At 67.9% G+C, this 24,351-nt stretch carries 23 protein-coding genes; 6 read left to right on the top strand and 17 right to left on the bottom strand.

Annotation, left to right across the window (positions count from 1 at the left end):
• Window positions 1-54: 54 nt before the first annotated feature.
• Genes V3B46_RS16075 through V3B46_RS16065 form a run of 3 tightly spaced genes read right to left on the bottom strand, consistent with a single transcriptional unit; the run spans window position 55 to window position 1,475 of the window.
• Window positions 55-492 carry a rhodanese-like domain-containing protein gene (locus tag V3B46_RS16075; protein ID WP_019661923.1) on the bottom strand — a complete coding sequence of 146 codons (438 nt, stop codon included), beginning with the start codon at window positions 490-492 and terminating at the stop codon, window positions 55-57.
• Between the two features lie 57 nt (window positions 493-549).
• Window positions 550-975, bottom strand: a complete 426-nt coding sequence (locus V3B46_RS16070) for a hypothetical protein (protein ID WP_329892322.1) — start codon at window positions 973-975, stop codon at window positions 550-552.
• Window positions 976-1,007: 32 nt separating this feature from the next.
• Window positions 1,008-1,475 (bottom strand): YiiD C-terminal domain-containing protein, encoded by a 468-nt coding sequence (locus V3B46_RS16065; protein WP_005407593.1) that lies wholly within the window; start codon window positions 1,473-1,475, stop codon window positions 1,008-1,010.
• A 35-nt stretch (window positions 1,476-1,510) separates the two neighbouring features.
• Between V3B46_RS16065 and V3B46_RS16060 the strand changes: the two genes are divergently transcribed.
• The 3 genes from V3B46_RS16060 (at window position 1,511) to V3B46_RS16050 (ending at window position 4,704) form a co-directional block, all read left to right on the top strand.
• A complete protein-coding gene (locus tag V3B46_RS16060; protein ID WP_329892321.1) occupies window positions 1,511-2,320 on the top strand; it encodes a uroporphyrinogen-III synthase in 810 nt (269 codons plus the stop codon).
• Window positions 2,321-2,424: 104 nt separating this feature from the next.
• The gene (locus V3B46_RS16055; RefSeq protein ID WP_329892320.1) at window positions 2,425-3,402 is read left to right on the top strand and encodes a uroporphyrinogen-III C-methyltransferase; all 978 of its coding nucleotides are present in this window, start codon (window positions 2,425-2,427) and stop codon (window positions 3,400-3,402) included.
• A 6-nt stretch (window positions 3,403-3,408) separates the two neighbouring features.
• A complete protein-coding gene (locus V3B46_RS16050; RefSeq protein ID WP_154261884.1) occupies window positions 3,409-4,704 on the top strand; it encodes a heme biosynthesis HemY N-terminal domain-containing protein in 1,296 nt (431 codons plus the stop codon).
• Window positions 4,705-4,832: 128 nt separating this feature from the next.
• Here the strand turns inward: V3B46_RS16050 and V3B46_RS16045 are convergent, their stop codons facing one another.
• Window positions 4,833-6,128, bottom strand: a complete 1,296-nt coding sequence (locus V3B46_RS16045) for an acetyl-CoA C-acetyltransferase (protein ID WP_329892319.1) — start codon at window positions 6,126-6,128, stop codon at window positions 4,833-4,835.
• A gap of 93 nt (window positions 6,129-6,221) precedes the next feature.
• Here V3B46_RS16045 and V3B46_RS16040 point away from each other — a divergent pair, with 93 nt between their 5' ends.
• Entirely contained in the window at window positions 6,222-7,109 is an 888-nt protein-coding gene (locus V3B46_RS16040) for a hypothetical protein (RefSeq protein WP_329892318.1), read from the top strand.
• A 135-nt stretch (window positions 7,110-7,244) separates the two neighbouring features.
• Here V3B46_RS16040 and V3B46_RS16035 read toward each other — a convergent pair whose 3' ends face one another.
• The 11 genes from V3B46_RS16035 to glnA all read right to left on the bottom strand — a co-directional run bounded on the left by V3B46_RS16035 (window position 7,245) and on the right by glnA (window position 19,540).
• The gene (locus tag V3B46_RS16035; protein ID WP_329892317.1) at window positions 7,245-7,859 is read right to left on the bottom strand and encodes a superoxide dismutase family protein; all 615 of its coding nucleotides are present in this window, start codon (window positions 7,857-7,859) and stop codon (window positions 7,245-7,247) included.
• A gap of 31 nt (window positions 7,860-7,890) precedes the next feature.
• The gene (locus tag V3B46_RS16030; RefSeq protein WP_329892316.1) at window positions 7,891-8,460 is read right to left on the bottom strand and encodes a superoxide dismutase family protein; all 570 of its coding nucleotides are present in this window, start codon (window positions 8,458-8,460) and stop codon (window positions 7,891-7,893) included.
• Between the two features lie 93 nt (window positions 8,461-8,553).
• Window positions 8,554-10,002 carry a nitrogen regulation protein NR(I) gene (gene ntrC / locus V3B46_RS16025; RefSeq protein WP_329892315.1) on the bottom strand — a complete coding sequence of 483 codons (1,449 nt, stop codon included), beginning with the start codon at window positions 10,000-10,002 and terminating at the stop codon, window positions 8,554-8,556.
• Window positions 9,995-11,056 (bottom strand): two-component system sensor histidine kinase NtrB, encoded by a 1,062-nt coding sequence (locus tag V3B46_RS16020; RefSeq protein ID WP_329892314.1) that lies wholly within the window; start codon window positions 11,054-11,056, stop codon window positions 9,995-9,997. Before V3B46_RS16020 ends, ntrC begins: the two co-directional genes overlap by 8 nt.
• Before the next feature lie 114 nt (window positions 11,057-11,170).
• On the bottom strand, window positions 11,171-13,216 hold the full coding sequence (locus V3B46_RS16015) for a TonB-dependent receptor (RefSeq protein WP_329892313.1): 2,046 nt from the start codon (window positions 13,214-13,216) through the stop codon (window positions 11,171-11,173).
• A 142-nt stretch (window positions 13,217-13,358) separates the two neighbouring features.
• Entirely contained in the window at window positions 13,359-13,673 is a 315-nt protein-coding gene (locus tag V3B46_RS16010) for a hypothetical protein (protein WP_032130155.1), read from the bottom strand.
• Window positions 13,674-13,757: 84 nt separating this feature from the next.
• On the bottom strand, window positions 13,758-14,933 hold the full coding sequence (mltA, locus tag V3B46_RS16005) for a murein transglycosylase A (protein ID WP_329892312.1): 1,176 nt from the start codon (window positions 14,931-14,933) through the stop codon (window positions 13,758-13,760).
• 67 nt (window positions 14,934-15,000) lie between these two features.
• On the bottom strand, window positions 15,001-15,747 hold the full coding sequence (locus V3B46_RS16000; RefSeq protein WP_329892311.1) for an N-acetylmuramoyl-L-alanine amidase: 747 nt from the start codon (window positions 15,745-15,747) through the stop codon (window positions 15,001-15,003).
• 249 nt (window positions 15,748-15,996) lie between these two features.
• Window positions 15,997-17,427 (bottom strand): ammonium transporter, encoded by a 1,431-nt coding sequence (locus V3B46_RS15995; protein ID WP_329892310.1) that lies wholly within the window; start codon window positions 17,425-17,427, stop codon window positions 15,997-15,999.
• A gap of 21 nt (window positions 17,428-17,448) precedes the next feature.
• On the bottom strand, window positions 17,449-17,787 hold the full coding sequence (locus V3B46_RS15990) for a P-II family nitrogen regulator (protein ID WP_004134334.1): 339 nt from the start codon (window positions 17,785-17,787) through the stop codon (window positions 17,449-17,451).
• A 343-nt stretch (window positions 17,788-18,130) separates the two neighbouring features.
• Window positions 18,131-19,540 (bottom strand): type I glutamate--ammonia ligase, encoded by a 1,410-nt coding sequence (glnA, locus tag V3B46_RS15985; RefSeq protein ID WP_100475025.1) that lies wholly within the window; start codon window positions 19,538-19,540, stop codon window positions 18,131-18,133.
• 224 nt (window positions 19,541-19,764) lie between these two features.
• On the opposite strand from glnA, the gene V3B46_RS15980 reads away from it, so the two are divergent.
• Both V3B46_RS15980 and V3B46_RS15975 read left to right on the top strand, forming a co-directional pair.
• Complete coding sequence (locus tag V3B46_RS15980; RefSeq protein WP_329892309.1) at window positions 19,765-20,559, top strand: undecaprenyl-diphosphate phosphatase; 795 nt, start codon at window positions 19,765-19,767, stop codon at window positions 20,557-20,559.
• A 73-nt stretch (window positions 20,560-20,632) separates the two neighbouring features.
• Window positions 20,633-21,457, top strand: coding sequence for an META and DUF4377 domain-containing protein (locus V3B46_RS15975; protein WP_329892308.1), 825 nt, complete (start codon window positions 20,633-20,635; stop codon window positions 21,455-21,457).
• 167 nt (window positions 21,458-21,624) lie between these two features.
• Here V3B46_RS15975 and V3B46_RS15970 read toward each other — a convergent pair whose 3' ends face one another.
• Window positions 21,625-22,236 (bottom strand): YbhB/YbcL family Raf kinase inhibitor-like protein, encoded by a 612-nt coding sequence (locus V3B46_RS15970; protein ID WP_154261871.1) that lies wholly within the window; start codon window positions 22,234-22,236, stop codon window positions 21,625-21,627.
• A 10-nt stretch (window positions 22,237-22,246) separates the two neighbouring features.
• Window positions 22,247-24,316, bottom strand: coding sequence for a tetratricopeptide repeat protein (locus V3B46_RS15965; RefSeq protein WP_329892307.1), 2,070 nt, complete (start codon window positions 24,314-24,316; stop codon window positions 22,247-22,249).
• Between the last annotated feature and the right edge of the window lie 35 nt (window positions 24,317-24,351).

Raw genomic sequence — 24,351 nt, 5'->3', positions numbered from 1 at the left:
TGCGATGGGGGCGGGATCAGGCCCATACAAGGCCGGATCCGCCACCTGCGGCAATCAGTTGCGGCCCTTGACCAGCGGCAGCTCGGCCTGCTGCCAGGCGGGAATGCCGCCGTCGAGCACATAGACCTTTTCGAAGCCGGCCTTCTTCAGCGCCTTGGCGGCGGTTTCCGAGGCGTTGCCGCTGCGGCACACCAGCACCACCGGCGACTGCCTGGCGTTGGCCACCAGCTTGTTGTCCGGGCCGAAGGCACTGGCCTGGGCGTTGCGGCTGCCGGCAATGTGGCCCTTCTCGAAGTCACCGCTGGCCGACAGGTCGACCACCACCGTGCCGCCCGCGTTGATCAGCTGGGTCAGTTCGGCGGGCTTGATGCCCTTGAAGCCCCGGAACAGGCGGCGGATCTCGGTGACGATGATGGCCACGGTCAGGCCGACCAGGGCCGCGGACAGCATCGGGTTTCGGCCTGCAAAGGCCAGCAACTCTTCGTAATTCACTCAGGTCACGGGTCGATTAAGCGGGCGCCGATTGTCGCACAAGCCGGACGCGGCCCGTCACTGCCCCTTCCACAGGTCCGGCAGGCCGGCGGTCTGCCACCAGCGCTTGGCTTCGGCATCCCAGCGCCAGCGCTCGACCACCACCACGGTGCGTTCGGCCTGGGTGTTCTGGTTGATCACCCCGATTTCGACCCGGCGCTCTACCAGGCCCCCGTCCAGCGCGGCGCTGCTGCGCTCGCGGTAGGACGACACGCGCAGCTGCGCGTAGCGGTTGAGCTCGAACTCGGTGGGCGGCTTTTCCTTGCGCAGCTTGGGGTCCAGATAGCCGATGGCATCGTCCATGCTGCCCCAACGGATGGTGGCGCCGTAGGCGATCTGGGTCTCTTCCAGCAGCTTGCGCTGCTTGCGGGTCAGGTCATCGGCCGAGGCCACGGCGCTGGCCAGCAGCAGGCAACACATCAGGAACTGGATGAGGCGGCGCATCGGTGGTTTCCCCAGAACGTCAGCCTGCCATCCTACCCTTTGGCGAAGGCAACGAAGCGACCGCTGAACTCGGCGGCGGGCTTGCCATCGGCACCGGGCTGGGTGGCGATGATGCTGATGCGGGCCTTGCGGCGCTGGCGGAAGGTGTTCAGGAAGGCATCCCAGCCAGTGGCCTCGGCCGCTTCGGCATGGGCGTGCAGGTCTTCGTAGACCGGTGCCAGGTAGCGCAGGTTGCTGTCGGCCACGTAGACCTCGGCATCGTGGCCGGCCAGGCGCAGGCGCAGGCTGACCAGCGCCCAGCCGGACAGGGTCAGCACCGAGGCCAGGCTGCCACCGAAGGCGTTGCCCTTGTCGTTGACGTTGGCGGCCAGCGGCGCGGTGATGCGCAGCACGCCATCGGCATAGCCGTCGAGCTGGATCTGCATGGCGCGGACCGCCGGCATGCAGTCAAGCACGTCCTGCAGGGCGGCCAGCGAGGAAGTCAGAGCATCAACGGACATCGGAGCAGAGACCACGACAACGAAGGGCCCGCATAATGCAGGCAATGGCCGACCATACGATACCCACTGGCGCCGCCGGTTCCGAGCCGGGCTGGACCCTCATTTCGCTGCGACCGCAGGGCCAGAATTCCGCGCTGCGCCGCGCCGTTGCTGGGCTGGGCGGGCATGTGGTGGCGCTGCCACCCTGGCGCCTGCAGCGCCTGAAGGGCATGCCAGTGGTGCGCCAGCTGCAACGCGCGCTGAACTGCGATCGGGTGGTGTTCACCAGCCCGGCCGCCGTTACCGCAGCCGCCACCCTGTTGCCACTGGCCGAGGCGCAACGCAGCCCGTGGCTGACCGTGGGCGAAGGCACCGCGCGCGCGCTGCGGGTGCACGGCGTCGCCGAGGTGCATGCGCCGCAGCGGATGGACAGCGAGGGCCTGCTGGCGCTGCCGGTGCTGGCCGAGGTGCAGGGCCTGCGCATCGGGCTGGTGACCGCCCCCGGCGGGCGCGGCCTGATCGCTGCGCAGTTGCAGGCGGCCGGCGCCAGCATCGAACGTGCCGATGTCTACCAGCGTCGCCTGCTGCGCCTGTCGCCGCGCACGCTGGCTCGATTGGCGCATTCAGCACAGCCGTTGGGGCTGGCGGTCAGCAGTGGTGAGGCGTTGCTGCATTTCTGGCAGCAGCTTCCGCCGGCATTGCAGCAACGCTGTCAGGCACATGCCACCGCCGTCGTGGCCAGCGAACGGCTGGGCGAACAGGCGCATGCATTGGGGCTGCAGCGCGTGGTGCACGCGGCCGGGCCCACCACCGCGCAGCTGGTGGCGGCTGCACACGCCACGCTCACCGTCCCGGCAGCGAACTGAACAGGGACGTGCGTCACGCTTGCCGCTGTGGTCGGCAACAGTGATGCTGTGCACAACGCGGCCTGCCGGAACCTGACCGGCGACGGTGCCGACAAGGAAGCCCCATGAACGAGACTCCGCCCGTTTCCCCGCCCCGTCGACCCGTGCGCTGGCTGCTGCCGCTGGCCGGGGTGGTCGTGCTTGGCGTGGGCGGCTATGCCGGCTGGTACGTCTGGCAGCAGCAACAGCATGAACAGGAAGCGCAGGCGCAGACCACGGCCGTACAGCTGCAGGGCCTGCAGGCGACGCTGGATGCATTGCGCCGCGACCAGCGCGCAACCAGCCAGCGCCTGCAGGATGCGGCGACCACCAACCGCGTGCTGCGCGACGAGATGCTGGGCCTTTCCCAGCGCAGTGCGCTGCTGGAAGAGAACCTGGCCAAGCTGGCCGACAGCGCCAACCAGGGCCGCCAGGCGGTACAGCGCGATGAGGCCGAGCTGCTGCTGACCCAGGCGGCGCAACGCCTGAACTACGCCGACGACGTGGAAGGCGCACGCCGCCTGTATGCACAGGCCGCCACCGCGCTGGCCGATCTGCCCGACAGCGACGGCCTGAACCTGCGCCAGGCCCTGGTACAGGAACGCGATGCACTGGATGCGCTGGGCACCGGCCCGCGCGTGCAATCGCTGCAGCGGTTGGATGCGCTGGCCAAGGCCTTGCAGGGCCTGCCCTCGCAGGTGCCAAGTGACACCGCGCCCGGCGCCGGCAAGCCCTGGTGGCAGTCCACGCTGGCACCGTTCGTGGACATCACCCCGAGTCGCCAGAACGGTCCGCTGACCGCCGCCGAACGCCGCAATGCCGACGACGCGCTGCAGCTGGAACTGACCCTGGCGCGCGCCGCGATCGAACGTGGCGACCGCACCGGCCGCGATACCGCATTGGCGCGCGTGGAACACTGGGCACAGCGGCGTTGGCCGGATTCACCGGCCCTGCGCGCGCAACGTGCTGAACTGAAGGCCTTGCGCGAGCTTCCGCTGCAGGCCAGCAACGCTGTTCTTGGCAGCACCCTGCAGCAGCTGCGTACCCAGACCGACCGGAGGTAATCCCCCATGAAACCCCTGCAATCCTTGGTCGTGCTGTTGCTGGCCGTGGCCATCGGCGTGGTGGCCGCGCAATGGCTCGGCGCCGATGACCTCAACCGCTTCGGCGAAGTGACCCTGCGCTACGGCGGCTACGACTACCACAGCAACCTGCCGAAGGTGGCGCTGCTGACAGTGATCGCGGTGCTGGTGCTGTGGCTGCTGTGGAGCCTGATCGCTGCACCGTTCCGCGCCTGGGGCCGCTACCGCCGCAAGCAGGGCCGGGTGCGCCTGATCGACGGCCTGCAGGCCTATGAGCACGGCCAGTGGCAGCGTGCCGAGAAGCTGCTGGATGGCGCCGCCAAGGATCCGGAAGTGAGTGCGGTGGCGCTGGCCAACGCCGTGCGTAGTGCGCAGGCGCGTGCCGACGGCCCCGCCGGTGAAGCCCTGCTGCAGCGCCTGGGCGAGAGCGATGCCACCCTGCAGGCGCTTCTGCGCGCCGAACAGCTGCTGGCGCGCGATCTGCCGGTGGATGCGATCAACGCGTTGGATGTGGCGACGATCCAGCCGCTGCCGCCGCGCGGCCTGTGGCTGCGTACCGAAGCGCTGGCACAGGCCGGCCGCGCCCACGAGGCGTATGGCCAGCTGGGTGCACTGCGCCAGAGCAAGGTGCTGCCGGCCGACGCCAACAGCGAACTGGAAGCACGCCTGGCCGCACAGGCGCTGCTGGAAGCAGCCGACGTCAATGCGCTGGCCGCGCAGTGGGAAGCCACGCCGAAGGCGCTGCGCCCGACCCCGGACGTGGTCGGTGCGTATGCCAGCCGTGCGGTGGCCCTGAACTGGGATGAGCCGGCGTTGCTGGCGCTGGAACAGGCACTGGACCAGCGTTGGGACGACGAACTGGTGGCGCTGTATGGCCGCCTGCCGGCCGAGCGCCTGGCCACGCGCCAGGCCAACCTCGCGCGCTGGCGCAACGTGCACGACAGCTCGGCTGCGCTGCGCCTGGCACAGGGCCGCGTGGCCCTGGCCCAGCAGCAGTGGGATGCCGCCGATGCGTTCCTGCACGAGGCCATCGCCGCCGGCGCGGGTGCTCCTGCGTGGGAAGCACTGGGTGAACTGTTCGCACAGCGTGGCGAGCACGCGCTGGCCGCACAGTGCCTGGCCAATGCGCTGCGACTGCAGCGTGGCGAGGACAGCGTGGAACTGGTGCGCGGCACCGAAACGCCGCTGCGTGCCACGGTGGAAGAGCACCCGGTTACGGTGCAGCCGCCGGTGTATGACGCCAACGAAGAGCGCGACGAGTTCGGCAATCCACGGTTGCCGTGATCCCTGCTGAGTGTGCCGACCAACGGTCGGCACCCATCGGAGCAAGAAAAAAACGCCGCCCATTGGGCGGCGCTTTCATCTGTGGAACCCGGTAGTCGCCAACCTTGGTTGGCACGCGGTCGCAGCGATCAGCGTTCGACGATCGCCACTACGCCCATGCCGCCGGCGGTGCAGATCGATACCAGCGCGCGGCCACCGCCGCGTTCGGCCAGCTGCTTGGCTGCCGTGGCGATCACGCGGGCGCCGGTGGCGGCAAACGGGTGGCCGGTGGCCAGCGACGAGCCCAGCAGGTTGATCTTGTCCGGGTCGATGCGGCCCATCGGTGCATCCAGACCCAGGCGGTTGCGGCAGTAATCCTCGCTCTCCCACGCACGCAGGGTGCACAGCACCTGTGCGGCGAAGGCCTCGTGGATCTCGTAGATATCGAAGTCCTGCAGGGTCAGGCCGTTGCGCTTGAGCATCTCCGGCACGGCCACGGTCGGCGCCATCAGCAGTCCTTCGCCATGCACGAAGTCCACCGCCGAGACATGCGCATCGCGCAGATAGGCCTGCGGCTCATGGCCGTGGGCGCGCGCCCACTCTTCGCTGGCCAGCAGCACGGCGGCGGCACCGTCGGTCAGCGGCGTGGAGTTGGCGGCGGTGAGCGTGCCGCGGCCGGAGACCTTGTCGAACGCCGGCTTCAGCGTGGCCAGCTTCTCCAGGGAGGTGTCCGGGCGCAGGATGTTGTCGCGCTCGACGCCACGGAACGGTGCGATCAAGTCGTTGAAGAAACCGCGATCATAGGCGGCAGCCAGCTTCTTGTGCGACGACACCGCCCACTCGTCCTGCGAGTCACGCGAGATGTTCCATTCCTTGGCCATGTCCTCGCAGTGGTCGCCCATGCTCTTGCCGGTGCGCGGTTCGGCCACGCCCGGGAACTCGGGCTTGAGCTCGGAGAACTTGAAGCCGGCGGTGAGCGCGCGGATCTTGTCGCCGGTGCTCTTGGCACGGTTGGCCGCCAGCAGGCGTGCACGCAGCTTCTTGCCGTAGACGATCGGCACGTCGGAGGTGGTGTCCGAACCACCGCCGATGCCCGATTCGATCTGGCCCAGCGCGATCTTGTTGGCAACCGTGATGATGCTGTCCAACGAGGTGCCGCAGGCACGCTGCAGGGTGATGCCCGGGGTCAACGGCGACAGGCCGGAAGACAGCGTGGCTTCGCGGCCCAAGTTCCAGTCGCTGGAGTGCTTGATCACCGCACCCATCGCCACTTCACCGAGCTGCTGGCCGTGCAGGCCGAAACGTTCGACCAGCGCGCCCAGCGTACGGACCGACATGCCGAGGTTGCCGACATCCGAATACGCGGTGTTCTGGCGGCAGAACGGAATGCGGACGCCACCGAGGATGGCGACGGGACGAGCGTTGGGCATGGAGATACCTGGCATGGATGAGGGTGTCTGCAACATGGCCTGCACGACGGAGCAGGCATAATGGAGCCAAGTGTAGCTGCCGCCCTGTGATGGGCCAACCGTGGAACCATGAGCAAACCCGACCCCGCGATGAATGCCCTTGGCGTGCTGGCCCTGGAACTGGCCGGCGGCGAAATCCCCCGCCAGGCGGTACTCAGCGCCGAACAGGCCGGTGAACTGGCCGATCGCGTCGGCCGCGACCTGTCCAAGCTGGTGCCGCAGGTGGCCGAGCTGGACCTGGTGTTCGCCGCCGCCCATTTCGACCCGGCCGAAGTACTGCGCCCGGGCTGGCCGATCCATCGCCGCCTGGAAGAACTGCAGATGCGTGCCCCGGGGCGTAACCAGGGCCCGCGCCTGCTGGCCTTCGGTACCGATGCCAACGGTGACGTGCCGCTGCCGTTCCAAGCCGATTCCAGCCTGGTGGGCGGTGGCCTGCGCGTGGTGCCGTTCCTGCTGACCGGCAGCGACGTGGCCACCACCAACGCGGTCGCCAATGCGCTGGAAGAAACACTGCTGGCCAACGGCATGGCGCATGCCGACACCGCGTTGATGGCGCAGAACACCTTCGGTGCCCGCATCGAGCATGCGCGCTATTTCACCGTGAATGATCTGGCCGCGATGATGTCGATGCAGTACGACAATCAGGGCTTGGCCGCGCTGTGGCCGCTGATCGAAACCGCGATCATGGCGCCAAGCGAGGACGAGTGGCTCAATGCCGCACCCGAGCCGCTGCTGCGCTACACCCATGGCGAAGCACGCATGGCGCTGTTCGACCCGGCCGGTTGGTGCGCGCACTACAACCACGGCAAGAACGACTGCGACCGCCTGAAGGGGATCTACGAGCAGTTCCTGATGCGCCAGCGGCAGATGGCCGCGGTGCTGGAAGCGCACGGCGTGCCGGTGCTGTTCGTGCACTGCGAAGCCGGTCAGGACGCGCGCGAGCTGCTGGCACGCTGATCCGGGTGGCCTGAGGGTTTGGCGGCCCGCTGGCCGGCAACCTCCGGATCTGCGATTGCCGGCCAGCGGCCGGCACTACCTATAAGGAAAAACGCCGGCTTGCGCCGGCGTTTCCCGTTTCCAGCAAAAGCGCCCTTACGGGGCCTTCTGGATCACCGCACACGCCAGGCGCGCACCGGCGTTGCCGGTCGGCTGGGTCTTGTAGTCATCCGCATCGGCATGGACGATCAGGCCACGTCCAATGATGTCGAAGTCATCACCCTTGCCGATGTTGACGTTGCTCGACACCGGGCCGTCGATGGTGGCCACGCCCTTGTCGTCGGCCTTGATGTTGGGCATGTCGCCGCCGTGGTGCGGATCGGCGGACACGCTGCCGTGATCCTGCTTGCCCGGGTTGAAGTGGCCACCGGCGCTCATGCCGTCCGGCGCGCTGCAGTCGCCCTTTTCGTGTATGTGGAAGCCGTGCTCGCTGCCCGGCTTCAGGCCGCTGATCTGGCCGGTCACGTGGACCTTGCCCTCAACCACCTTGAAGGTGACGCTGCCCTTGGTCTCGTTACCCTGGGTCGGAGCCAGCTCGGCCGTGGCCGAGGCATCGGCAGCCGGTGCAGGTGCTGCGGCCGGTTCGGCGGTGGCGCCGTCGGCCGGAGCGGCCGGCGCGGTTTCAGCCTGCGGCGCGGCCGGCTGCTGGTTGCAGGCCGCCAGGCCCAGTGCGGCAATGGCCGCGAACAGCGAAGTGTGGATCAAACGCATGGAATCTCTCCCTGGATGATGCCTGCAGTGATCAGCGGACGACCCGGATCACGCCACAGGCGATGCGGACGCCGGCATTGCCGGCGGGCTGGCTGCGATAGTCGTCGGCGTTGGCATGCACGACCAGTGCACGGCCGGCGATATCGGTGGCGGCGCCTCCGCCAAGGGTAACGCCCTTGAGGTGGATATCGACGTTGGCGCGGCCCTGGGCGTCGGCACGCAGATTGTCCATGTCGCCCAGGTGGTGCTTGCCGGTGCCGGCGCGGCCATGCGCAGCGCCACCGGGATTGAAGTGATTGCCGGCACTGCTGGCATCCACCGCGCTGCAGTCGCCGCGCTCGTGGATGTGGAAACCGGCCTGCTGCATCGGCTGCAGGCCACCGATCAGGCCGGTGATGTGGATGCCACCGGGTTCCACCCTCAGCGCGATGCGGCCACTGACGATGCTGGCCGACGCCGGCGCCAGATTGGCCTCGGCCTGTTTTGCGGCGCTGACCGCGACCGGCGGTGGCGGGGTGGGTTCAGCCTTCTTCGGCGCACTGCCACAGGCAGACAGCAGCACGGCGGCGGACAACGGCAGGATGGCAAAGGACAGACGCATCGAAGACTCCTTGCAGGTGACACTACGGACGGCATCGTCCATGAACGATCAACGGTTCGGCAAGCGGGCGCGAGGATCGCATGCAGGGACCGTTCAATGGCCCCCACGGCGACGGCCAGCGCCCAGCTTGCGGGTAAGGGTATTGCGGCCAAGGCCCAGGCGGGCAGCGGCTTCGGCGCGGCGGCCGTGGGTGATCTGCAGCGCGGCTTCCAGCAATGCATGGTCGACCCGCTCACGCACCTGCGCGTGCAGCCCTTCCACGCCTTCGGCCAGCTGCCGGCGTGCCCATTCGGCCAGCAGCGCCTCCCACTGCCCCAGATCGGCGCTGGTGGTACTGCTGCGACGACCGCGCGTACGGTTGAGCGCGGTATCCACGTCGGCCACGCCAATGGTGTCAGCGGCGGCCAGCGCCGCCATCCGCCAGCACACGTTTTCCAGTTCGCGCACGTTGCCCGGCCAGTCGTGTTCGCGCAGCGCCTGCAGTGCGGCAGCGGTCAGGCGCTTCGGCGGCGTATCCAGCTTGCGTGCGGCGGCGGCCAGGAACGTACTGGCCAGTTGTGCGATGTCCTCGCGACGCTCGCGCAGCGGTGGCAGCTGCAGGCGCACCACGTCCAGGCGGTGCAGCAGATCGGCGCGGAACTTCCCCTGCGCGACCAGTCCTTCCAGATCCTGGTGGGTGGCGGCAATCACCCGCACGTCGACGCGGATCAACTCGCGGCCACCGACGCGGAAGAACTCGCCCTGCGCCAGCACACGCAGCAGGCGGGTCTGCAGCGGCAGTGGCATGTCGCCGATTTCATCGAGGAACAGCGTGCCGCCGTTGGCCTGCTCGAAGCGACCGATATGGCGGCGCTGGGCACCGGTGAAGGCACCGGCTTCGTGGCCGAACAACTCGCTTTCCAGCAGCTCGGACGGGATTGCAGCAGTATTGAGCGCGACGAACGGCCCCTGCGCACGCGGCGATTCGCGATGCAGCGCATTGGCCACCAGTTCCTTGCCGGTACCGGTCTCGCCGGTGATCAGCACCGCCAGCGGCGCCTGCGCCAGGCGACCGATGGCGCGGAACAGCGCGCGCATCGGCGGCGTATCGCCCACCAGTTGCGGTGGCTGGTCGCCATGCGCTTCCGCCGCAGGTGTGGGCGCCGCCAGTGCCGGTGCAACGGCCGGCAGCACACGCTGCGCGAGCGCCACGGCGTCGTCCAGATCGAACGGCTTGGACAGGAATTCATGCGCGCCGCCGCGGAACGCACCGGCCGTGCTGGCCACATCGGTGTAGGCCGACATCACCACCACCGGCAGCTGCGGCAGCGCGGCTTTCAGCTTGTCCAGCAACACCAGACCATCGTCGCCGGGCATGCGTACATCGGTGAACAGCAGCGCCGGCGGCGGGCCCTCGTTCAGGGCCTGCAGGGCGGGTGCGGCGCTGTCGAAATCGACGACCTGGTAGCCCGCCTCGCGCAGCGCGGTGCACAGCACGAAGCGCACGGCACGATCATCATCGACCACCCAGATGCGCTGCGGGGACGAAAAGGACTCAGACATCGCGCGGGGCCTCCTCGGCCAGGGCGGCGCCGTTGCCGATCGGCAGCAGCAGGGTGAATACGGTGTGGCCCGGGCGCGAGCGGTAGGTCAGCGTGCCGCGATGCTCGCGCGCGACCTGCTGCGCCAGCGCCAGGCCCAGGCCAGTGCCTTCGGCACGGCCACTGACCAGCGGCAGGAACAGGTGCTCGGCCAGCTCCTCGGGCACGCCACGGCCGTCGTCGGCAATCTCCAGGCGCAGCGCCAGCGTGTGCAGCTGCTCGGCGATGCGTACGCCATGCTCGACGCGGGTGCGCAGGGTGATGCTGCCGGCACCGGCCTGGATCGCGTTGCGCACCAGGTTCCAGACCGCCTGGGTGAGGCGGTCGGCGTCACCGTGGAATTCGGGAATGCTGGGGTCGTAGTCGCGCTGCAGGCGTACCGCCCAGCCGGCCTCGTTCTCGGCCAGGCGCAGCACGCGCTCGAGCGCCGCATGGATGTTCAGTTCGGCATGCGGCGCGGCCGGCGCCGGCGACAGAAGTTGGTCGAGCAGGCCGTTGAGGCGTTCGATCTCCGAGCCGATCAGTTCGATCAGCTCGCGTTCGCTGGCGTCGCGCTGGGCGGCGCGGCGGGCCAGCAGCTGGGCCGCGCCCTTCAGCCCGGCCAGTGGGTTGCGCAGCTCGTGGGCCAGTCCCTTCAGCGCCGCACTGAGCGCGCTGGGCAGGGCCTGGGTCGGGTCCAGCCCTGGGAATTCATCTACCGGGTGCGCCTCCAGCAGCCAGCCACCATCGTCGCGGCGGCTCATCCAGCCCTCGGCGAAGCGCGGCGCCTCGCCAGGCACCGCCAGCGCCAGCCGGTTCAGGCGCAGGCTGTCGCGCTCATCGCGGGCCAGGAAATGGGCCAGGGCTTCGCCCTGCACTTCCAGTGCCGCCAGCGGCCGACCCAGCAGGCGCCGGGCGCTGACGCCCAGCCAGCGGGCGAAGGCCGGATTGCAGCCGGCAATGCAGCCATCGGCCCCGGCCCAGGCCAACGGCGTGCCCAGGGCATCGAGGGACGGCGGGGGTGCGGGGTCGGACATTGCACCAATGTAGTGCAAAACGCGGGTTCGGGGTCAGGGCCCTTTCCGTCAGGAAAGGGCCCTGACCCCTGCTGCAGGTCGAGCAAGCTCGACCACTACCAGATGCGTGGCCGGTTACAGCTTCATGTTGAGGCCGACGAACACGCTGCGCGCCGGGGCCGGCGAGAACATCGGGCGGGCGCTGTCCCAGAAGAAGCTGTCGTACCAGGCGTAGGCGTACTCGCGGCCGGTGACGTTCTTCAGTTGCAGATCCACGCTCCAGCGCGGGTTGATCTGGTACGCGGCGCTGAGGTCGAGCACGGCGAAGCCGCCGAACCTGCCGGCCACGTTGCGCTCTTCCAGGTAGTAGTCGCCCTGTGCCCGCGCCTGCAGGCCGAGGCGCAGCGCGTCGCTGGCGCGGTAGTCCACCCCCAGGTTGCTGATATGGCGCGGGGTGGCGGCCACTTCGCGGCCCTGCAGGGAAATGCTGGCGTCGCGGTCGTCGCGGGTGATCTTCGCTTCCTGGTAGGCGTGCGACGCCCACACCGTCCAGTCGTCGCCCAGCTGCAGGCTCACCTGCGCATCCACGCCGCGTCGGCGGGTCCTGCCCAGGGTGACCGTGGTGCCGGTGGCCGGCATGTTGGATACCTCGTTTTCCGCGTCCTGCTGCCACACCGCCAGGCGCGCCTGGCTGCCGGCGAACGGCTGGAACTTCAGGCCCAGCTCCATGCCGGTGTTGGTGGACGGCTGCATCGGCGCCTGCCCCGGGGTGAGGTAGGCCGGTGCGGTGGAGCCGATCAGCACCTGGAAGGTGCGGCCCCAGTTCGCGTACACGTGGGTGGTCTGGCCCAGACTGTGGATGACGCTCAGCTTGGGCTGGCCGATGCTGCCGTAATCCTGCAGGCGGCCGCTGACGCCGTTCATCAGGTGCGTGCGGCCACTGAAGCGGTCGACGCGGTAGGCCGGCACGATCTTCCATGCCTCGGCCGGCTGGTAGATGGCCTGCACGTAAGCGCCCCAGTTGTCGAAGCTGTGGCGGTCGTTGTTCTGCACGCGCGCCGGTGGCTGGCTGAAATCGGTGGGTTCGGCGTAGGCGTAGCGCTCGCGGCGGTAGCCGTTGTCCTGCTGCTCGTAGTTCAGGCCGCCCTCGACGGTAAGTGCGGGGCTGGCCTGCCAGGTGAGCGTGCTGAGCAGACCGGCCTGGCGCTCGTCCCACACCCGGCGCTGGCGCGGCAGGTTGCCGCTGGGCAGGTCGCTGAAGGTCACGCGGCGGTCGTCTTCATAGCGGTTGTAGTACAGCCGCGTGCCGAAGGTGAGCGCGTCGGACAGCTTCAGGTCCAGGTGCGCGGCGACTTGGCGCATGTCGCGGTCATCACCGTCGTTGCCATTTCGCAGGTCGCTGCCACGGCGGTGCTCGCGCAGTTCGTCGGCGGTCATGAAACCGGGTTCGTCGGCCTCATGGTGGTAGGCGCGCGCGCTCAGGCCCACGCGCAGGCCATCGTCCAGTGAGCCGTAGAACCATTTGCCGCCCAGCGAGTATTTCTTCGAGGTGTCGTGGTCGCGGTAGCCATCACTGGCCTGGGTGCCGACGAAGTAGTTCTGCGCGAAGCCGTTCGCTTCGCGGCCCACCGCCAGCTGCGCATCGCGGGTGTTGTAGCTGCCGTAGGCCAGCCGCGCATCGGTGTAGTTGCCACCCTGGCGCGTACCGAAGTTCACGTTGCCGCCGATGTTGTGCAGGCCGTAGCGCGGGTCGTTGGTCCCGCGTACCACTTCGATGTAGCTGATTTCGAGCGGGAACAGCATGTCGATGAAGCGCTGGTTGCCGCTGTTGACGTTGCTGGGGATGCCGTCGATGAGGGTCTTGATGGCGTTGAGGTAGCCCTCGCCGTTGAAGGCGCGGAAGCTGACCTTGCCCGATTCGGCACCCTGCCGCGTTTCGGTGAGCTGGATGCCGGGCATCTGCCCCAGCAGTTCCCAGCTGTGCGAGACGTTGCGGTCTTCGATCTGGTCCGCGCCCAGCACGTCCACCGAGGTCAGCACCTGGTGCGCACTGAGCTGGCCTTCGCCGTGCTGGTGTACCTGCACCTTGCCGAGGGTGAGCGCGGCGTCGGCCGATTGTGCGAGTGCTTCAGGGGCGAACGGAGCAGCCGCGAGGGCGGCCACCAGCGTGGAGGTTTTCATGGGAAGGAAGCAGCTGCAATGAAATGTAATTATATAACATTTCATATGTCGCCTTTGTAGAGTCGAGCCACGCTCGACTGCTCCTGGCAAACGCCAGTCGAGCGTGGCTGGACTCTACAAACGCGGGTGTCGAGAGGTGGGATTACACCGGGTAGCCGGTGGCTTCCCGGGCCTTCTTCCAGGCGCTTTCGAATTCGCGCGCGCTGATCTCGTCGTCTTCGTCGAAATCCAGGAACGACACCGGCTGGTCGGCCAGCAGGAAGCGGTCATCGCTGTGGGCATGCTCGTCGGCCCAGACCATCTTGGTGCCGTAGATCTCCACCTGGCGCACGATCTTCTCGCCACGGGCTTCCATCAGCACGTTGCCCTTGCCCAGGCCCGATTCGGCCCAGTGCTTGTAGTACTTCTTCGCGGCGGATTTCGCGCCGGGTTTTGCGTTGTGCTTTGCGTAGGTCATTGCAGAGGTCCTGGCCGCATACGCGGCCGGAAAGTTCGGAATGGCGTCATTATCGCCCGACCTCGCAGCGCGCAGGTGAGTGCTTCACCGGGCCGACGCCGGCAACGCCACGCCCTTCGGCCACAGCATCCAGATATTGCCCTTCTGCTTCATGTCGCCGGCCAGCTTGCCGGCGGCATCGCCGCTGCCCCAGTACAGGTCGGCGCGCACTTCACCGGCGATGGCACCGCCGGTGTCCTGTGCGGCCACCGGGCGCACCACCGGGCTGCCGTCCGGGCGCGTGGTGGACAGCCACAGCAGGCTGCCCAGCGGCACCACGGTGCGATCCACTGCGACACTGTAGCCAGCGGTGAGCGGCACGTTCAGTGAACCGCGTGGACCCTCCGGGCTGTCCGGGTTGCGCACGAAGAACACGTAGCTGGGGTTGCTGCGCAGCAGTTCCGGCACGCGCGCGGGATTGGCCCGGGCCCAGGCGCGGATCGCGTCCATGGTGACGTCTTCCTTCTTCAGCTGGCCCTGGTCAACCAGCCAGCGACCGATCGCGCGGTAGGGGTGGCCGTTCTGCTCGGCATAAGCCAGCCGTACCTGCGTGCCGTCGCCCAGGCGCACCCTGCCCGACCCCTGGATCTGCAGCAGCTGCAGATCCATCGGGTCGGTCAGCCAGGCCAGTACCGGCGCCTTGGCGCCCTTGGCCGCGATGGTGCCGGCGTCGTCATAGGGCTTGAGCACCTTGCCCTCGACGCGCCCGCGCAGGCGCTTGCCCTTCAGTTCCGGGTAGACGCTGTCCAGCTGCACCACGATCAGATCATCCGGCGTGCCATACACCGGCACCGTGGCAGCGGCCGTGCGGGTGAGGCTGCCGGCATAGATCGGCTCGTAATAGCCGGTGATCAGGCCCTCGGCCTGGTGACCGCCAGCACGCAGCGCATAGACATCGAGGTCGCGCTGCAGGAACTGGCGGATCGCGGCCGGGTCCTTGTCTGAAACCGCCGCGGCGGTGGCGCAGGGTTTTGCCCAGACCGCATCGTTCTTCAGGCGGGTGCAGCTGCTGCGCCAGGCGACGAAGCCGGCCTGCAGATCAGCATCGGAGACTGCGGGCAGGGCTTTCCAGTCGACCTTGGCGTAGGTGGCCGCCGGCGGCGAGGTCGGCGTGGGCGCTTCGGAGCCTGTGCGGGGAGTGGTGGTGGCGCAACCGGCGAGCACCGCCGCTGCCAGCAGGATGCAGTGCTTGCGCTTGAAGAAGATGGCGGAATCGATCATGCCGCCATGGTGGCGGGCCGGCCGCTGGCGGGCAACCCAGCGCGGGGTCAAGCGTTCATGCGCCTGGTTACGGCGTCTGCAGCAGCAGCGAGTGCAGGATGCGGGCGTCTTCGGCGTCCAGTGTCTTCGGCAGATCATCCCGACCGCGGAAACGGCGGTGGAAGGCGGCGACGGTGGCTTCGCGGTTGTCCAGCGGATAGCCGAAGCGGGCCAGCGCAGTCCACGCATCGAAGCCTTCCGGTGCGGGGCCATCGCTGGCGCGCGGCCACACGCCAAAGCCCGCCTCGGCCAACTGCTGCCACGGGAAGAACCGGCTCGGATCCTGCTTGCGCGTCGGCGCCAGGTCGGCGTGGCCGATCACCTGCCGCGACGGAATGTTCAGGCGGGTGGTGAGATCGCGCAGCAGCACGATCAGCGATTCGATCTGCGCCGCACTGAACGGGCTGCGGCCATCGTTGTCGAGCTCGATGCCGATCGAGGCGGAGTTGAGATCGGTGATGGTGCCCCAGCGCCCGGCCCCGGCGTGCCAGGCACGGCGCTCATCGGCGACCAGCTGATAGCGATGGCCATCGGCACCGATCAGGTAGTGCGCGCTGACCGGTCCACCACTGTTGGCCGTGCGCAACGTACGCAGGCTCTGCTGCACCGACTTCTGCTCGGTGTGGTGAATGACGATGATGACGGGCGTGCGCGCGTTCTGGTTGGGTGACGGCACCCAGGTGGCGAGCGGGTTGCGGGTTTCCTGCGGCGCGGAGGCACAGGCGGCCAGCAGCAGGCAGGCCGAGAGCATCAGGGCGGTGCGGGTCGAGTGCATGGCCCGATTGTGCGCGATCAGGCGCGATGATGCATGCCGCCGTGCCAGGCAAGCCTGGCACCCACCAGAGAGGATGCGGTAGATCCACGCCATGCGTGGACGGGCGACCCGCTGTGCCGACCAAGTGGTCGGCACCCACCAGAGCAGACCCAGACCCAGTGCCAAGCAAGCTTGGCACCCACCAGAACAGTAGAAGTGCCGACCAATGGTCGGCACCCACAACATCAATGCAGTAGCTCGGCCGCTAGCTCAGGCCTCGTAGGCGGACTCGCCGTGCGAGGTCACATCCAGGCCGGTGCGCTCTGCTTCTTCGGTCACGCGCAGGCCGACCACGCTGCGCACCACCAGCAGGATCAGCGTGGTCACCACCGCCGACCAGACCACGGTCAGGCCGACGCTGACCACCTGCACCCAGACCTGATGGGCGATATCCAGATCGGCCTTGGTACCGCCCAGCGACTGCGCGCTGAACACACCGGTGAGAATCGCGCCGACGATGCCGCCGACACCATGCACACCGAACACGTCGGCGGTGTCGTCCACCTTCAGCAGGCGCTTCAAACCGGTCACGCCCCACACGCAGACCACGCCGGCGACGAAGCCGATGACGATCGCGCCGAGCGGGCCGACGGTGCCGCAGGCCGGGGTGATGCCGACCAGGCCGGCCACCGCGCCCGAGGCTGCGCCCAGTGCCGACGGCTTGCCCTTGGTGATGGCTTCGGTGAGCGTCCAGCCCAGCACCGCCGCGGCAGTGGCCAGCACGGTGTTGAGGAAGGCCAGCGAGGCGACGGTGTCGGCCGCCGCGGCCGAGCCGGCGTTGAAGCCGAACCAGCCCACCCACAGCAGCATCGCGCCGATGTAGGTGAACGGCACGTTGTGTGGCTTCAGCGCGGTCTGGCCATAACCCAGGCGCTTACCGACGAACCACGCAGCGACCAGACCCGCCACGCCTGCGTTGATGTGGACAACGGTGCCACCGGCGAAATCGATCGCGCCCATCTCACCCAGGTAGCCGCCACCCCAGACGATGTGCGCCATCGGGATGTAGCTGAGGGTGAACCACAGCGCCGAGAACAGCAGCACCGCACGGAACTTGATGCGCTCGGCGAAGGCGCCGACGATCAGTGCGGTGGTGATGCCGGCAAAGGTCGACTGGAAGGCGACGAACAGGTAGTCCGGCAGGCCCTTGATCGGGGTGTTGCCGACCGACTCCGGAGTGAAGCCCTTGAGGAAGGCGAATTCGGTGAACGAGCCGAAGAACGGATTGCCGGCGCTGAACACCGCGCTGTAGCCATAGGCCACCCACAGCAGCAGCACCAGCGAGAACACCACCAGGATCTGGCTGAGCACCGACAGCACGTTCTTCGAACGCACCAGGCCGCCATAGAACAACGCCAGGCCCGGCACCACCATCAGCAGCACCAGCAGGGTGGACGTCAGCATCCAGGCCACGTCGCCATGGTCGTAGGTCGCGGCGGCTTCAGCCGCGGCCGGTGCGGCGGCCGCAGCGACCGGGTCCTGCAGTGGTTCGACCGCCACGCTTTCGCTCGGCAGCGGCGAGATCTGGGCCTGAGCGTGGGCACTGCCCGGCCACGCACCGGCGGCCAGCGCGCTGAGCAGCATCAACAGGCACACGAAGTGGAACCGGGCTTGCCACCCGGTGAGAAGGCGCATCTTCATGGGGGAGTCTCCGGAAAGGGGTTACAGCGCGTCGGCACCGATTTCGCCGGTGCGGATGCGGATGACCTGTTCGACGGCGGTGACGAAGATCTTGCCGTCACCGATCTTGCCGGTGCCTGCTGATGACTGGATCGCTTCGATCACCGCGTCGGCACGCTCGTCGGTGACCACGGTTTCGATCTTGATCTTGGGCAGGAAATCGACGACGTACTCGGCGCCGCGATACAGCTCGGTGTGGCCCTTCTGGCGACCGAAGCCTTTCACTTCGGTCACGGTGATGCCCGACACGCCAGCGTCGGAGAGGGCCTCGCGGACCTCGTCGAGCTTGAACGGCCGGATGATGGCGGAGATCAGTTTCATGCGCATGTCCCGAGGGTGGATGGGGCCAGCGCGCCAGCGCGCGTTGGCATCAGGCAACCAGCGGCCATCAGGATGATGGCCGTGGCTGTTGCACCGGACACGTACAGGGCCGGGACGGCCGTGCCTCTCTCCTTGCACGACCGACGCGGGAGGGAGGGCGGCCCTGGTCGCGTATCCGGTCTCTCTTGCCCCTGTTTCAGCGGACTGACAGTCCGCTCTACTGCAGCGGGCCAGCGGCCCGCTCTACCACGGCGGACCGGGGCCCGCCCTGCGGCTCCCCAGCCGCGAAGACGGAAGCGATGGCGGCGGGTGGGAGGGGGAAGCCCACCGCCATCGCCACCGGTCAGCTGGCGTAGTACAGCTGGTATTCCAGCGGGTGGGTGGCCGCGCGGAACTTGGTCACTTCCTGCATCTTCAACGCAATATAGCCGTCGATGAAGTCATCGCTCATTACGCCGCCGGCCTTGAGGAACTCGCGGTCCTTGTCCAGCGCTTCCAGGGCCTGGTCCAGCGAGGAGCAGACCTGCGGGATCAGCTTCTCTTCTTCCGGCGGCAGGTCGTACAGGTCCTTGTCGCTCGGTGCGCCCGGGTCGATCTGGTTCTTGATGCCGTCCAGGCCGGCCATCATCAGTGCAGTGAAGGTCAGGTAGCCGGACTGGATCGGATCCGGGAAGCGCATTTCAATGCGGCGCGCCTTCGGGTTGGACACCCACGGAATACGGCACGAGGCCGAACGGTTGCGGGCCGAGTAGGCCAGCATCACCGGTGCCTCGAAGCCCGGCACCAGGCGCTTGTAGCTGTTGGTGCCCGAGTTGGCGAAGGCATTGATGGCCTTGGCGTGCTTGAAGATGCCGCCGATGTACCACAGTGCCAGCTGGCTCAGGCCGCCGTAGCCGTCACCGGAGAACAGGTTGGTGCCGCCCTTGGACAGCGACTGGTGCACGTGCATGCCGCTGCCGTTGTCGCCGACGATCGGCTTGGGCATGAAGGTGACGGTCTTGCCGTTGCGGTGCGCGACATTCTTGATGACGTACTTCATGCGCAGCAGTTCGTCGGCCTTCTGCACCAGGGTGCTGAACTTGGTGCCGATCTCGCACTGGCCGGCGGTGGCCACTTCGTGGTGCTGCACTTCCACTTCGATGCCGACCTGTTCCAGCGTCTTGCACATCTCGGCGCGCAGGTCGTGCAGGGTGTCGGTCGGCGGCACGGGGAAGTAACCGCCCTTCACCCCCGGACGGTAGCCGCTGTTGGCGCCGTCGTACTTGGCGCCGCTGTTCCAGGCGGCTTCTTCCGAGTCGACCTGGAAGAAGGTGTGGCCCATTTCATTGGCGAAGCGGACCGAATCGAAGATGAAGAATTCCGGCTCCGGGCCGAAGAACGCGGTTTCGGCGATGCCGGAGGACTTCAGGTAGGCCTCGGCGCGCTTGGCGATGCCGCGCGGGCAACGGCCATACGGCTGCATGGTGGCCGGGTCGAGGATGTCGCAGCTGATCACGATGGTCGGATCGGCGTAGAACGGGTCGACGTAGGCGCTGGCGGTATCCGGCAGCAGCACCATGTCCGATTCGGCGATGCCCTTCCAGCCGGCGATCGAGCTGCCATCGAACATCTTGCCTTCTTCGAACAGCGACGGCTCGACGATGCTGACCGGGAAGGTCACGTGCTGCTCGACACCACGCATGTCGACAAAGCGCAGGTCGACGAACTCGATCTGGTTGTCCTTGATCAGCTTCTCAACGTTTTCCACGGACATCGGTACGACCTCGGATGGGGATGAATGCCTGCTGAGGTACAGCAACGACCGTGCCAACTTTTTGAAGGCTGCAAGTCATTGATTTCAAAAAGGTCGCCCCACAGCGGTGCAGAACCGTGCGCACCAAATGGGTGCAGTCGGTAGCGGACGCACCCGTTTGGTGCGGTAGTGATCGTCTATCCTCTCGACCTTCTTCTTTCCTGCCGCGCGTGCCCGCACCGTCCATGTCCGACCTGCTCTCCGCCCTGTTGCTGGGCATCCTCGAAGGCTTGACCGAGTTCCTGCCAATCTCCAGCACCGGCCACCTGCTCATCGCCCAGCACTGGCTGGGTGCCCGTTCGGACTTCTTCAACATCGTCATCCAGGCCGGCGCGATCGTGGCGGTGGTACTGGTGTTCCGCCAGCGCCTGCTGCAGCTGGCCACCGGTTTCGGGCAGCGCGAGAACCGCGAGTACGTATTCAAGCTGGGCGCGGCCTTCCTGGTCACCGCCGTGGTCGGCCTGGTGGTGCGCAAGGCCGGCTGGTCGCTGCCGGAGACGGTCAGCCCGGTGGCCTGGGCACTGATCATCGGCGGTGCCTGGATGCTGCTGGTGGAGGCCTATACCGCGCGCCTTCCCGACCGCGACCAGGTGACCTGGACGGTTGCGATCGGCGTTGGCCTGGCGCAGGTGGTGGCCGGTGTATTCCCCGGCACTTCGCGCTCGGCCTCGGCGATCTTCCTGGCCATGCTGCTGGGCCTGAGCCGCCGCGCGGCCGCCGCCGAGTTCGTGTTCCTGGTCGGCATCCCGACCATGTTCGCCGCCAGCGCCTACACCTTCCTGGAATTGGCCAAGGCCGGTCAGCTGGGCAGCGAAGACTGGGCCGACGTGGGCGTGGCCTTCCTTGCCGCGGCCGTCACCGGCTTCATCGTAGTGAAGTGGCTGATGGGCTATATCAAGTCGCACAGGTTCACCGCCTTCGCCATCTACCGCATCGCGCTGGGCGCCGCACTGCTGCTGTGGTTGCCGTCCGGCAGCTGAACAGCGCCGGGGCACGGTAACCCCGTTACCGGCCCCACCCCGTTTCCCCCACGGTTCCCCAAGGAGAATCACCATGAACCGCAAGCTCACCCTGCTCCTCCCGCTGGCCCTGCTGGCCGCCTGCAGCCAGACCCCGGCTCCGGCCGGCACCGGCGGCGACGACGTGGCCCCGGCCGCGGCCAAGGCAGCAGACCAGCAGACGCTGGCGCACCTGGACGCGCAGCGCCTGCAGAGCCAGCACTGGCTGCTGCAGCAGGCCACCGCCGCCGACGGCAAGCGCATCGATGCGCTGTTCGCCCGCGAAGACAAGCCAGTCACCCTGGACTTCGCTGATGGCCGCCTGTCGGTCAGCAACGCCTGCAACCACATGGGTGGCGGCTACACCCTGGCCGACGGCAAGCTGACGGTCAGTGCGATGGCCTCGACCATGATGGCCTGCACCGACAAGGCGCTGATGGCGCTGGACGAGGCCGTGTCGAGCCGCCTGCAGGGCGAGCTGAAGGCCGAGCAGGATGCCGATGGCAAGCTGACCCTGACCAACGCCAAGGGCGACGTGCTGGTGTTCAACCCGGAACCGACCGCTGAAACCCGCTACGGCGGCGCCGGCGAAACCGTGTTCCTGGAAGTGGCCGCCAAGACCGAGAAGTGCTCGCACCCGCTGATCCCGGACTACCAGTGCCTGCAGGTGCGTGAGGTCAAGTTCGACGACAAGGGCCTGAAGCAGGGTGAACCAGGCAAGTTCGAGAACTTCTACGGCAACATCGAGGGTTACACCCACGAGGACGGCGTGCGCAACGTGGTGCGCGTGAAGCGCTACGAAGTGAAGAACCCGCCGGCCGATGCGCCGTCGCAGGCGTACGTGCTGGACATGGTGGTCGAGTCGGCCATCGAGAAGTGATGTAGAGCCGACTGTCAGTCGGCTGGCTGGTGAAGGGCGGCCAAAGAGGTCGCCCTTCTTCGTTCCGTAGAGTCGAGCCATGCTTGACTGCTTCTACGTTCAGTCGAGCATGGCTCGACTCTACGGAAGCAAAGCCGGCCAGCGGCCGGCTCTACCCATCGTGCCGCTCAGCCCAGCGCCGGGTTCAACGTGTAGGTGCCATGCAGTGCGGCTTCGGCCAGCACGTGGCCGTGCATGGCGCGATATGCGTCGGCGGCAGTGAAGCGCGCCGGAAGCTCCAGCGAGGCCACATCCAGCGCGAATACGCGGAAGAAATAGCGGTGCACGCGTTCGTCGTTGAACGGCGGATACGGGCCGTCATAGCCCAGGTAATCGCCGGCCATGTCCGGGTTGCCCGCAAACCAGCCGGTGAAGTCGTTCAGGCCCTGGCGGCTGCCCGCCGGGCCAGCCGGTGCCGTCTTGCCCTTCACCACGAAGCCATCGCTGCAGCTGCCGGCGGCGATCTCCTGCACCGAGGCCGGGACATCGGCCATCACCCAGTGCACGAAGTCGCAGCGCGGCTGGTCGCGCGGCACGGTCATGTCGCTGCGGCCGACCGTTTCCGCAACGGTCGGCACATCCGGGTCCACGCACACCAGCAGGAACGAACGCGTGCCTTCCGGTGCGCCGTTCCAGGCCAGGTGCGGATTGCGGTCCGGCGCGAAGCCGGTGGCATCGCCGGCGGCGAACTCGCGGTCGATCGGCGCGCCGTTGGTCAGGCTGTGGCTGCTCAGTTGCATCGGCTTCTCCTTACTCTTCCGGGTAACCCAGGCGCACCGCAATCGGGGTGAGCTTGGCAAAGGCGGCGCTCATCACGTCGCGGTAGTTGCGCCAGTGGCCCGGCGGGAAGCGCGGTGCGCCCAGCTGTGCGGCCGGCGGCATCTGCCGCTCGAACAGGCGTCCCAGCAGCTCGGCCATCGCGTGTGGATCGTTGCCGATCTGGTCGATGCGCAGCAGCACGTGCGGGTACAGTTCTTCCTCATGCAGGGTGGCAACCTGCGCCAGCGCGCGCGCCAACCATTCGCTGGCTTCAGCCAGCGAGGTCATCGCCAGCGGAGCGGCAGCGCCGTAGGCCACCCAGTCCAGCAGCATGTCGCGCGGATCACGCAGCACGAGCACCAGTCGGCCCTGCGGCAGCTGCGGGCGCAGCGCCCACAGCAGGGCGTTGTCCCACCACAGCAGCCAGTCGATGACGGCATCGCCCTGCAGGCCACGCGCCGGCAGCTGCTCGCGCCAGCGCTGCACCAGCCGCTCCGGGGTCAGCACGCCGGAGGCGAGGTCCTGCAGCGTGTGGTAGTTCTGGAATGCATCATCCGGCGGATTGCTGGTGTAGCGGTCGCTGCGCAGCACCGGGCTGGCGGCCGCCAGGCCGGTCGCAACCCGCTCCACACCCGAACCCGGCGCACCCCACAGGAAGATCGGCGCGGAGCTGGCATCACTGTCGATCTCGCCCTTCTCCGGCCAGCTCGGCGGCGCCTTGGCCTGCGGCGGAAGCGGCAGGCGCTGCGGTGCCTGGTCGGCCTGCAGTGCCATCCACGTCTGCAGCGCCTGTTCCGGCTGGCCAGCGCGGTCCTGGATTTCACCCAGCCAGGTACGCAGGTCGGCGCGATGGCCGTCCGGCGCCCTGTCGATCAGCGCCTGCACGCGCGCGATCGCGGCAACCGGATCACGCTGCAGCAGGCCTTCGACCAGGCGTGTTTCGCCACTGACGCGGCCCGGTTCGAGGCTGACGATACGCTCGGCGATGGCTTCGGCCTGTTCGTGTTCGCCCACCATGTCATGCAGGCGCAGGCGTGCTTCCAGTGCCGGAAGATGACCCGGCATCGCGTCCATCCAGCGCTCCACGGTCGCCGCGGCGGTCGGGCTGCCGACTTCTTCCACGGCCAGGCGTGCCAGCCACAGGTCGTGCAGCTGCGGATGCTGTTCCAGGGCCGCGTCCAGGCGCGCGCGCGCCTCGTCTTCGCGGCCCAGGCGCTGCCAGGACATCAGCAGCAGCTGCAGCACCTGGCGGTCATCGGGGATCGATTCCAGCAACGGCAGCAGATGGTCCAGCGCCTGCAGCGGCTGGCCGCCGCGCAGCGACAGTTCACCGGCCAGGCGACGCATCGACGGCGTATCCATGCCTTCCTGCTGAAGCGCGATCTGCATCGCTTCGGCAGCCGCCTCCAGGTTGCCCTGGCGCAGCGCCAACTGCACTACCAGGCCATGCAGCGAGCTGATGGCCGGGTTCAGTTCCAGTACGCGGCGGAACGCCTGCTCGGCGAAGGCCAGCATGTCCTTGCCCAGGTAGGCGAAGCCCAGTGCGTACAGCACGCGGGTGTCGTTGGGCTGCGCCTGGTTGGCCGCCGACAGCAGCGTCAGCGCACGATCCGGGTCGTCGCGGCGCAGCGCGATCATGCCGTCGATGGTCAGCAGTTCCGGGTGGTCCGGCTCAACGCGCGAGGCCAGCGTGGACAGGCGCTGGGCTTCATCGAAGTCGTTGCGGCCGATCGCCAGGTGCGCCTGCATCAGATAGGCGGCGAAGGAGTTCGGGTCAAGCCCGGTGGTACGTGCCAACGCTTCGTCAGCGCCCTGGTACTGGCGCAGGGCGAGCAGCAGGCCAGCGTGCTGCAGGTGCAGCTGGGCATCATCGGGGGCCAGCTGCAACGCCTGCTGCAGCGCCTCCATCGCATCCTCGGCCTTGCCCTGCTGCTGCAGCGCAAGCGCCAGCCAGCGGTGGGCTTCGGCCTGGCCGGGTTCATCACGGGTCCACGCCTGGGCCAGCTGCACGGCCTGGTCGGCCTGGTTCTGGCGCAACGCTTGGATGATCTGGTCTTGCATGGCGGTCCGGTTCAAGTGCAAACCCGCATTGTAGC

The sequence above is a fragment of the Stenotrophomonas sp. SMYL11 genome, assembly GCF_036320005.1.
Classification (GTDB): domain Bacteria; phylum Pseudomonadota; class Gammaproteobacteria; order Xanthomonadales; family Xanthomonadaceae; genus Stenotrophomonas; species Stenotrophomonas maltophilia_A.
Note: the sequence above shows the minus strand (reverse complement) of the source record. Positions and strands in the feature narration are given on the sequence as shown.

Coding starts and splice junctions, on each gene's coding strand:
- V3B46_RS16040 (WP_329892318.1), top strand. CDS start 6,222: ATGAGCAAACCCGACCCCGCGATGAATGCCCTTGGCGTGCTGGCCCTG.
- V3B46_RS15965 (WP_329892307.1), bottom strand. CDS start 24,316: ATGCAAGACCAGATCATCCAAGCGTTGCGCCAGAACCAGGCCGACCAG.
- V3B46_RS16065 (WP_005407593.1), bottom strand. CDS start 1,475: ATGTCCGTTGATGCTCTGACTTCCTCGCTGGCCGCCCTGCAGGACGTG.
- V3B46_RS16020 (WP_329892314.1), bottom strand. CDS start 11,056: ATGTCCGACCCCGCACCCCCGCCGTCCCTCGATGCCCTGGGCACGCCG.
- V3B46_RS15975 (WP_329892308.1), top strand. CDS start 20,633: ATGAACCGCAAGCTCACCCTGCTCCTCCCGCTGGCCCTGCTGGCCGCC.
- V3B46_RS15995 (WP_329892310.1), bottom strand. CDS start 17,427: ATGAAGATGCGCCTTCTCACCGGGTGGCAAGCCCGGTTCCACTTCGTG.
- V3B46_RS16015 (WP_329892313.1), bottom strand. CDS start 13,216: ATGAAAACCTCCACGCTGGTGGCCGCCCTCGCGGCTGCTCCGTTCGCC.
- ntrC (WP_329892315.1), bottom strand. CDS start 10,002: ATGTCTGAGTCCTTTTCGTCCCCGCAGCGCATCTGGGTGGTCGATGAT.
- glnA (WP_100475025.1), bottom strand. CDS start 19,540: ATGTCCGTGGAAAACGTTGAGAAGCTGATCAAGGACAACCAGATCGAG.
- V3B46_RS16045 (WP_329892319.1), bottom strand. CDS start 6,128: ATGCCAGGTATCTCCATGCCCAACGCTCGTCCCGTCGCCATCCTCGGT.
- V3B46_RS15980 (WP_329892309.1), top strand. CDS start 19,765: ATGTCCGACCTGCTCTCCGCCCTGTTGCTGGGCATCCTCGAAGGCTTG.
- V3B46_RS16060 (WP_329892321.1), top strand. CDS start 1,511: ATGCAGGCAATGGCCGACCATACGATACCCACTGGCGCCGCCGGTTCC.
- V3B46_RS16050 (WP_154261884.1), top strand. CDS start 3,409: ATGAAACCCCTGCAATCCTTGGTCGTGCTGTTGCTGGCCGTGGCCATC.
- V3B46_RS15990 (WP_004134334.1), bottom strand. CDS start 17,787: ATGAAACTGATCTCCGCCATCATCCGGCCGTTCAAGCTCGACGAGGTC.
- V3B46_RS15970 (WP_154261871.1), bottom strand. CDS start 22,236: ATGCAACTGAGCAGCCACAGCCTGACCAACGGCGCGCCGATCGACCGC.
- V3B46_RS16000 (WP_329892311.1), bottom strand. CDS start 15,747: ATGCACTCGACCCGCACCGCCCTGATGCTCTCGGCCTGCCTGCTGCTG.
- V3B46_RS16070 (WP_329892322.1), bottom strand. CDS start 975: ATGCGCCGCCTCATCCAGTTCCTGATGTGTTGCCTGCTGCTGGCCAGC.
- mltA (WP_329892312.1), bottom strand. CDS start 14,933: ATGATCGATTCCGCCATCTTCTTCAAGCGCAAGCACTGCATCCTGCTG.
- V3B46_RS16035 (WP_329892317.1), bottom strand. CDS start 7,859: ATGCGTTTGATCCACACTTCGCTGTTCGCGGCCATTGCCGCACTGGGC.
- V3B46_RS16010 (WP_032130155.1), bottom strand. CDS start 13,673: ATGACCTACGCAAAGCACAACGCAAAACCCGGCGCGAAATCCGCCGCG.
- V3B46_RS16055 (WP_329892320.1), top strand. CDS start 2,425: ATGAACGAGACTCCGCCCGTTTCCCCGCCCCGTCGACCCGTGCGCTGG.
- V3B46_RS16030 (WP_329892316.1), bottom strand. CDS start 8,460: ATGCGTCTGTCCTTTGCCATCCTGCCGTTGTCCGCCGCCGTGCTGCTG.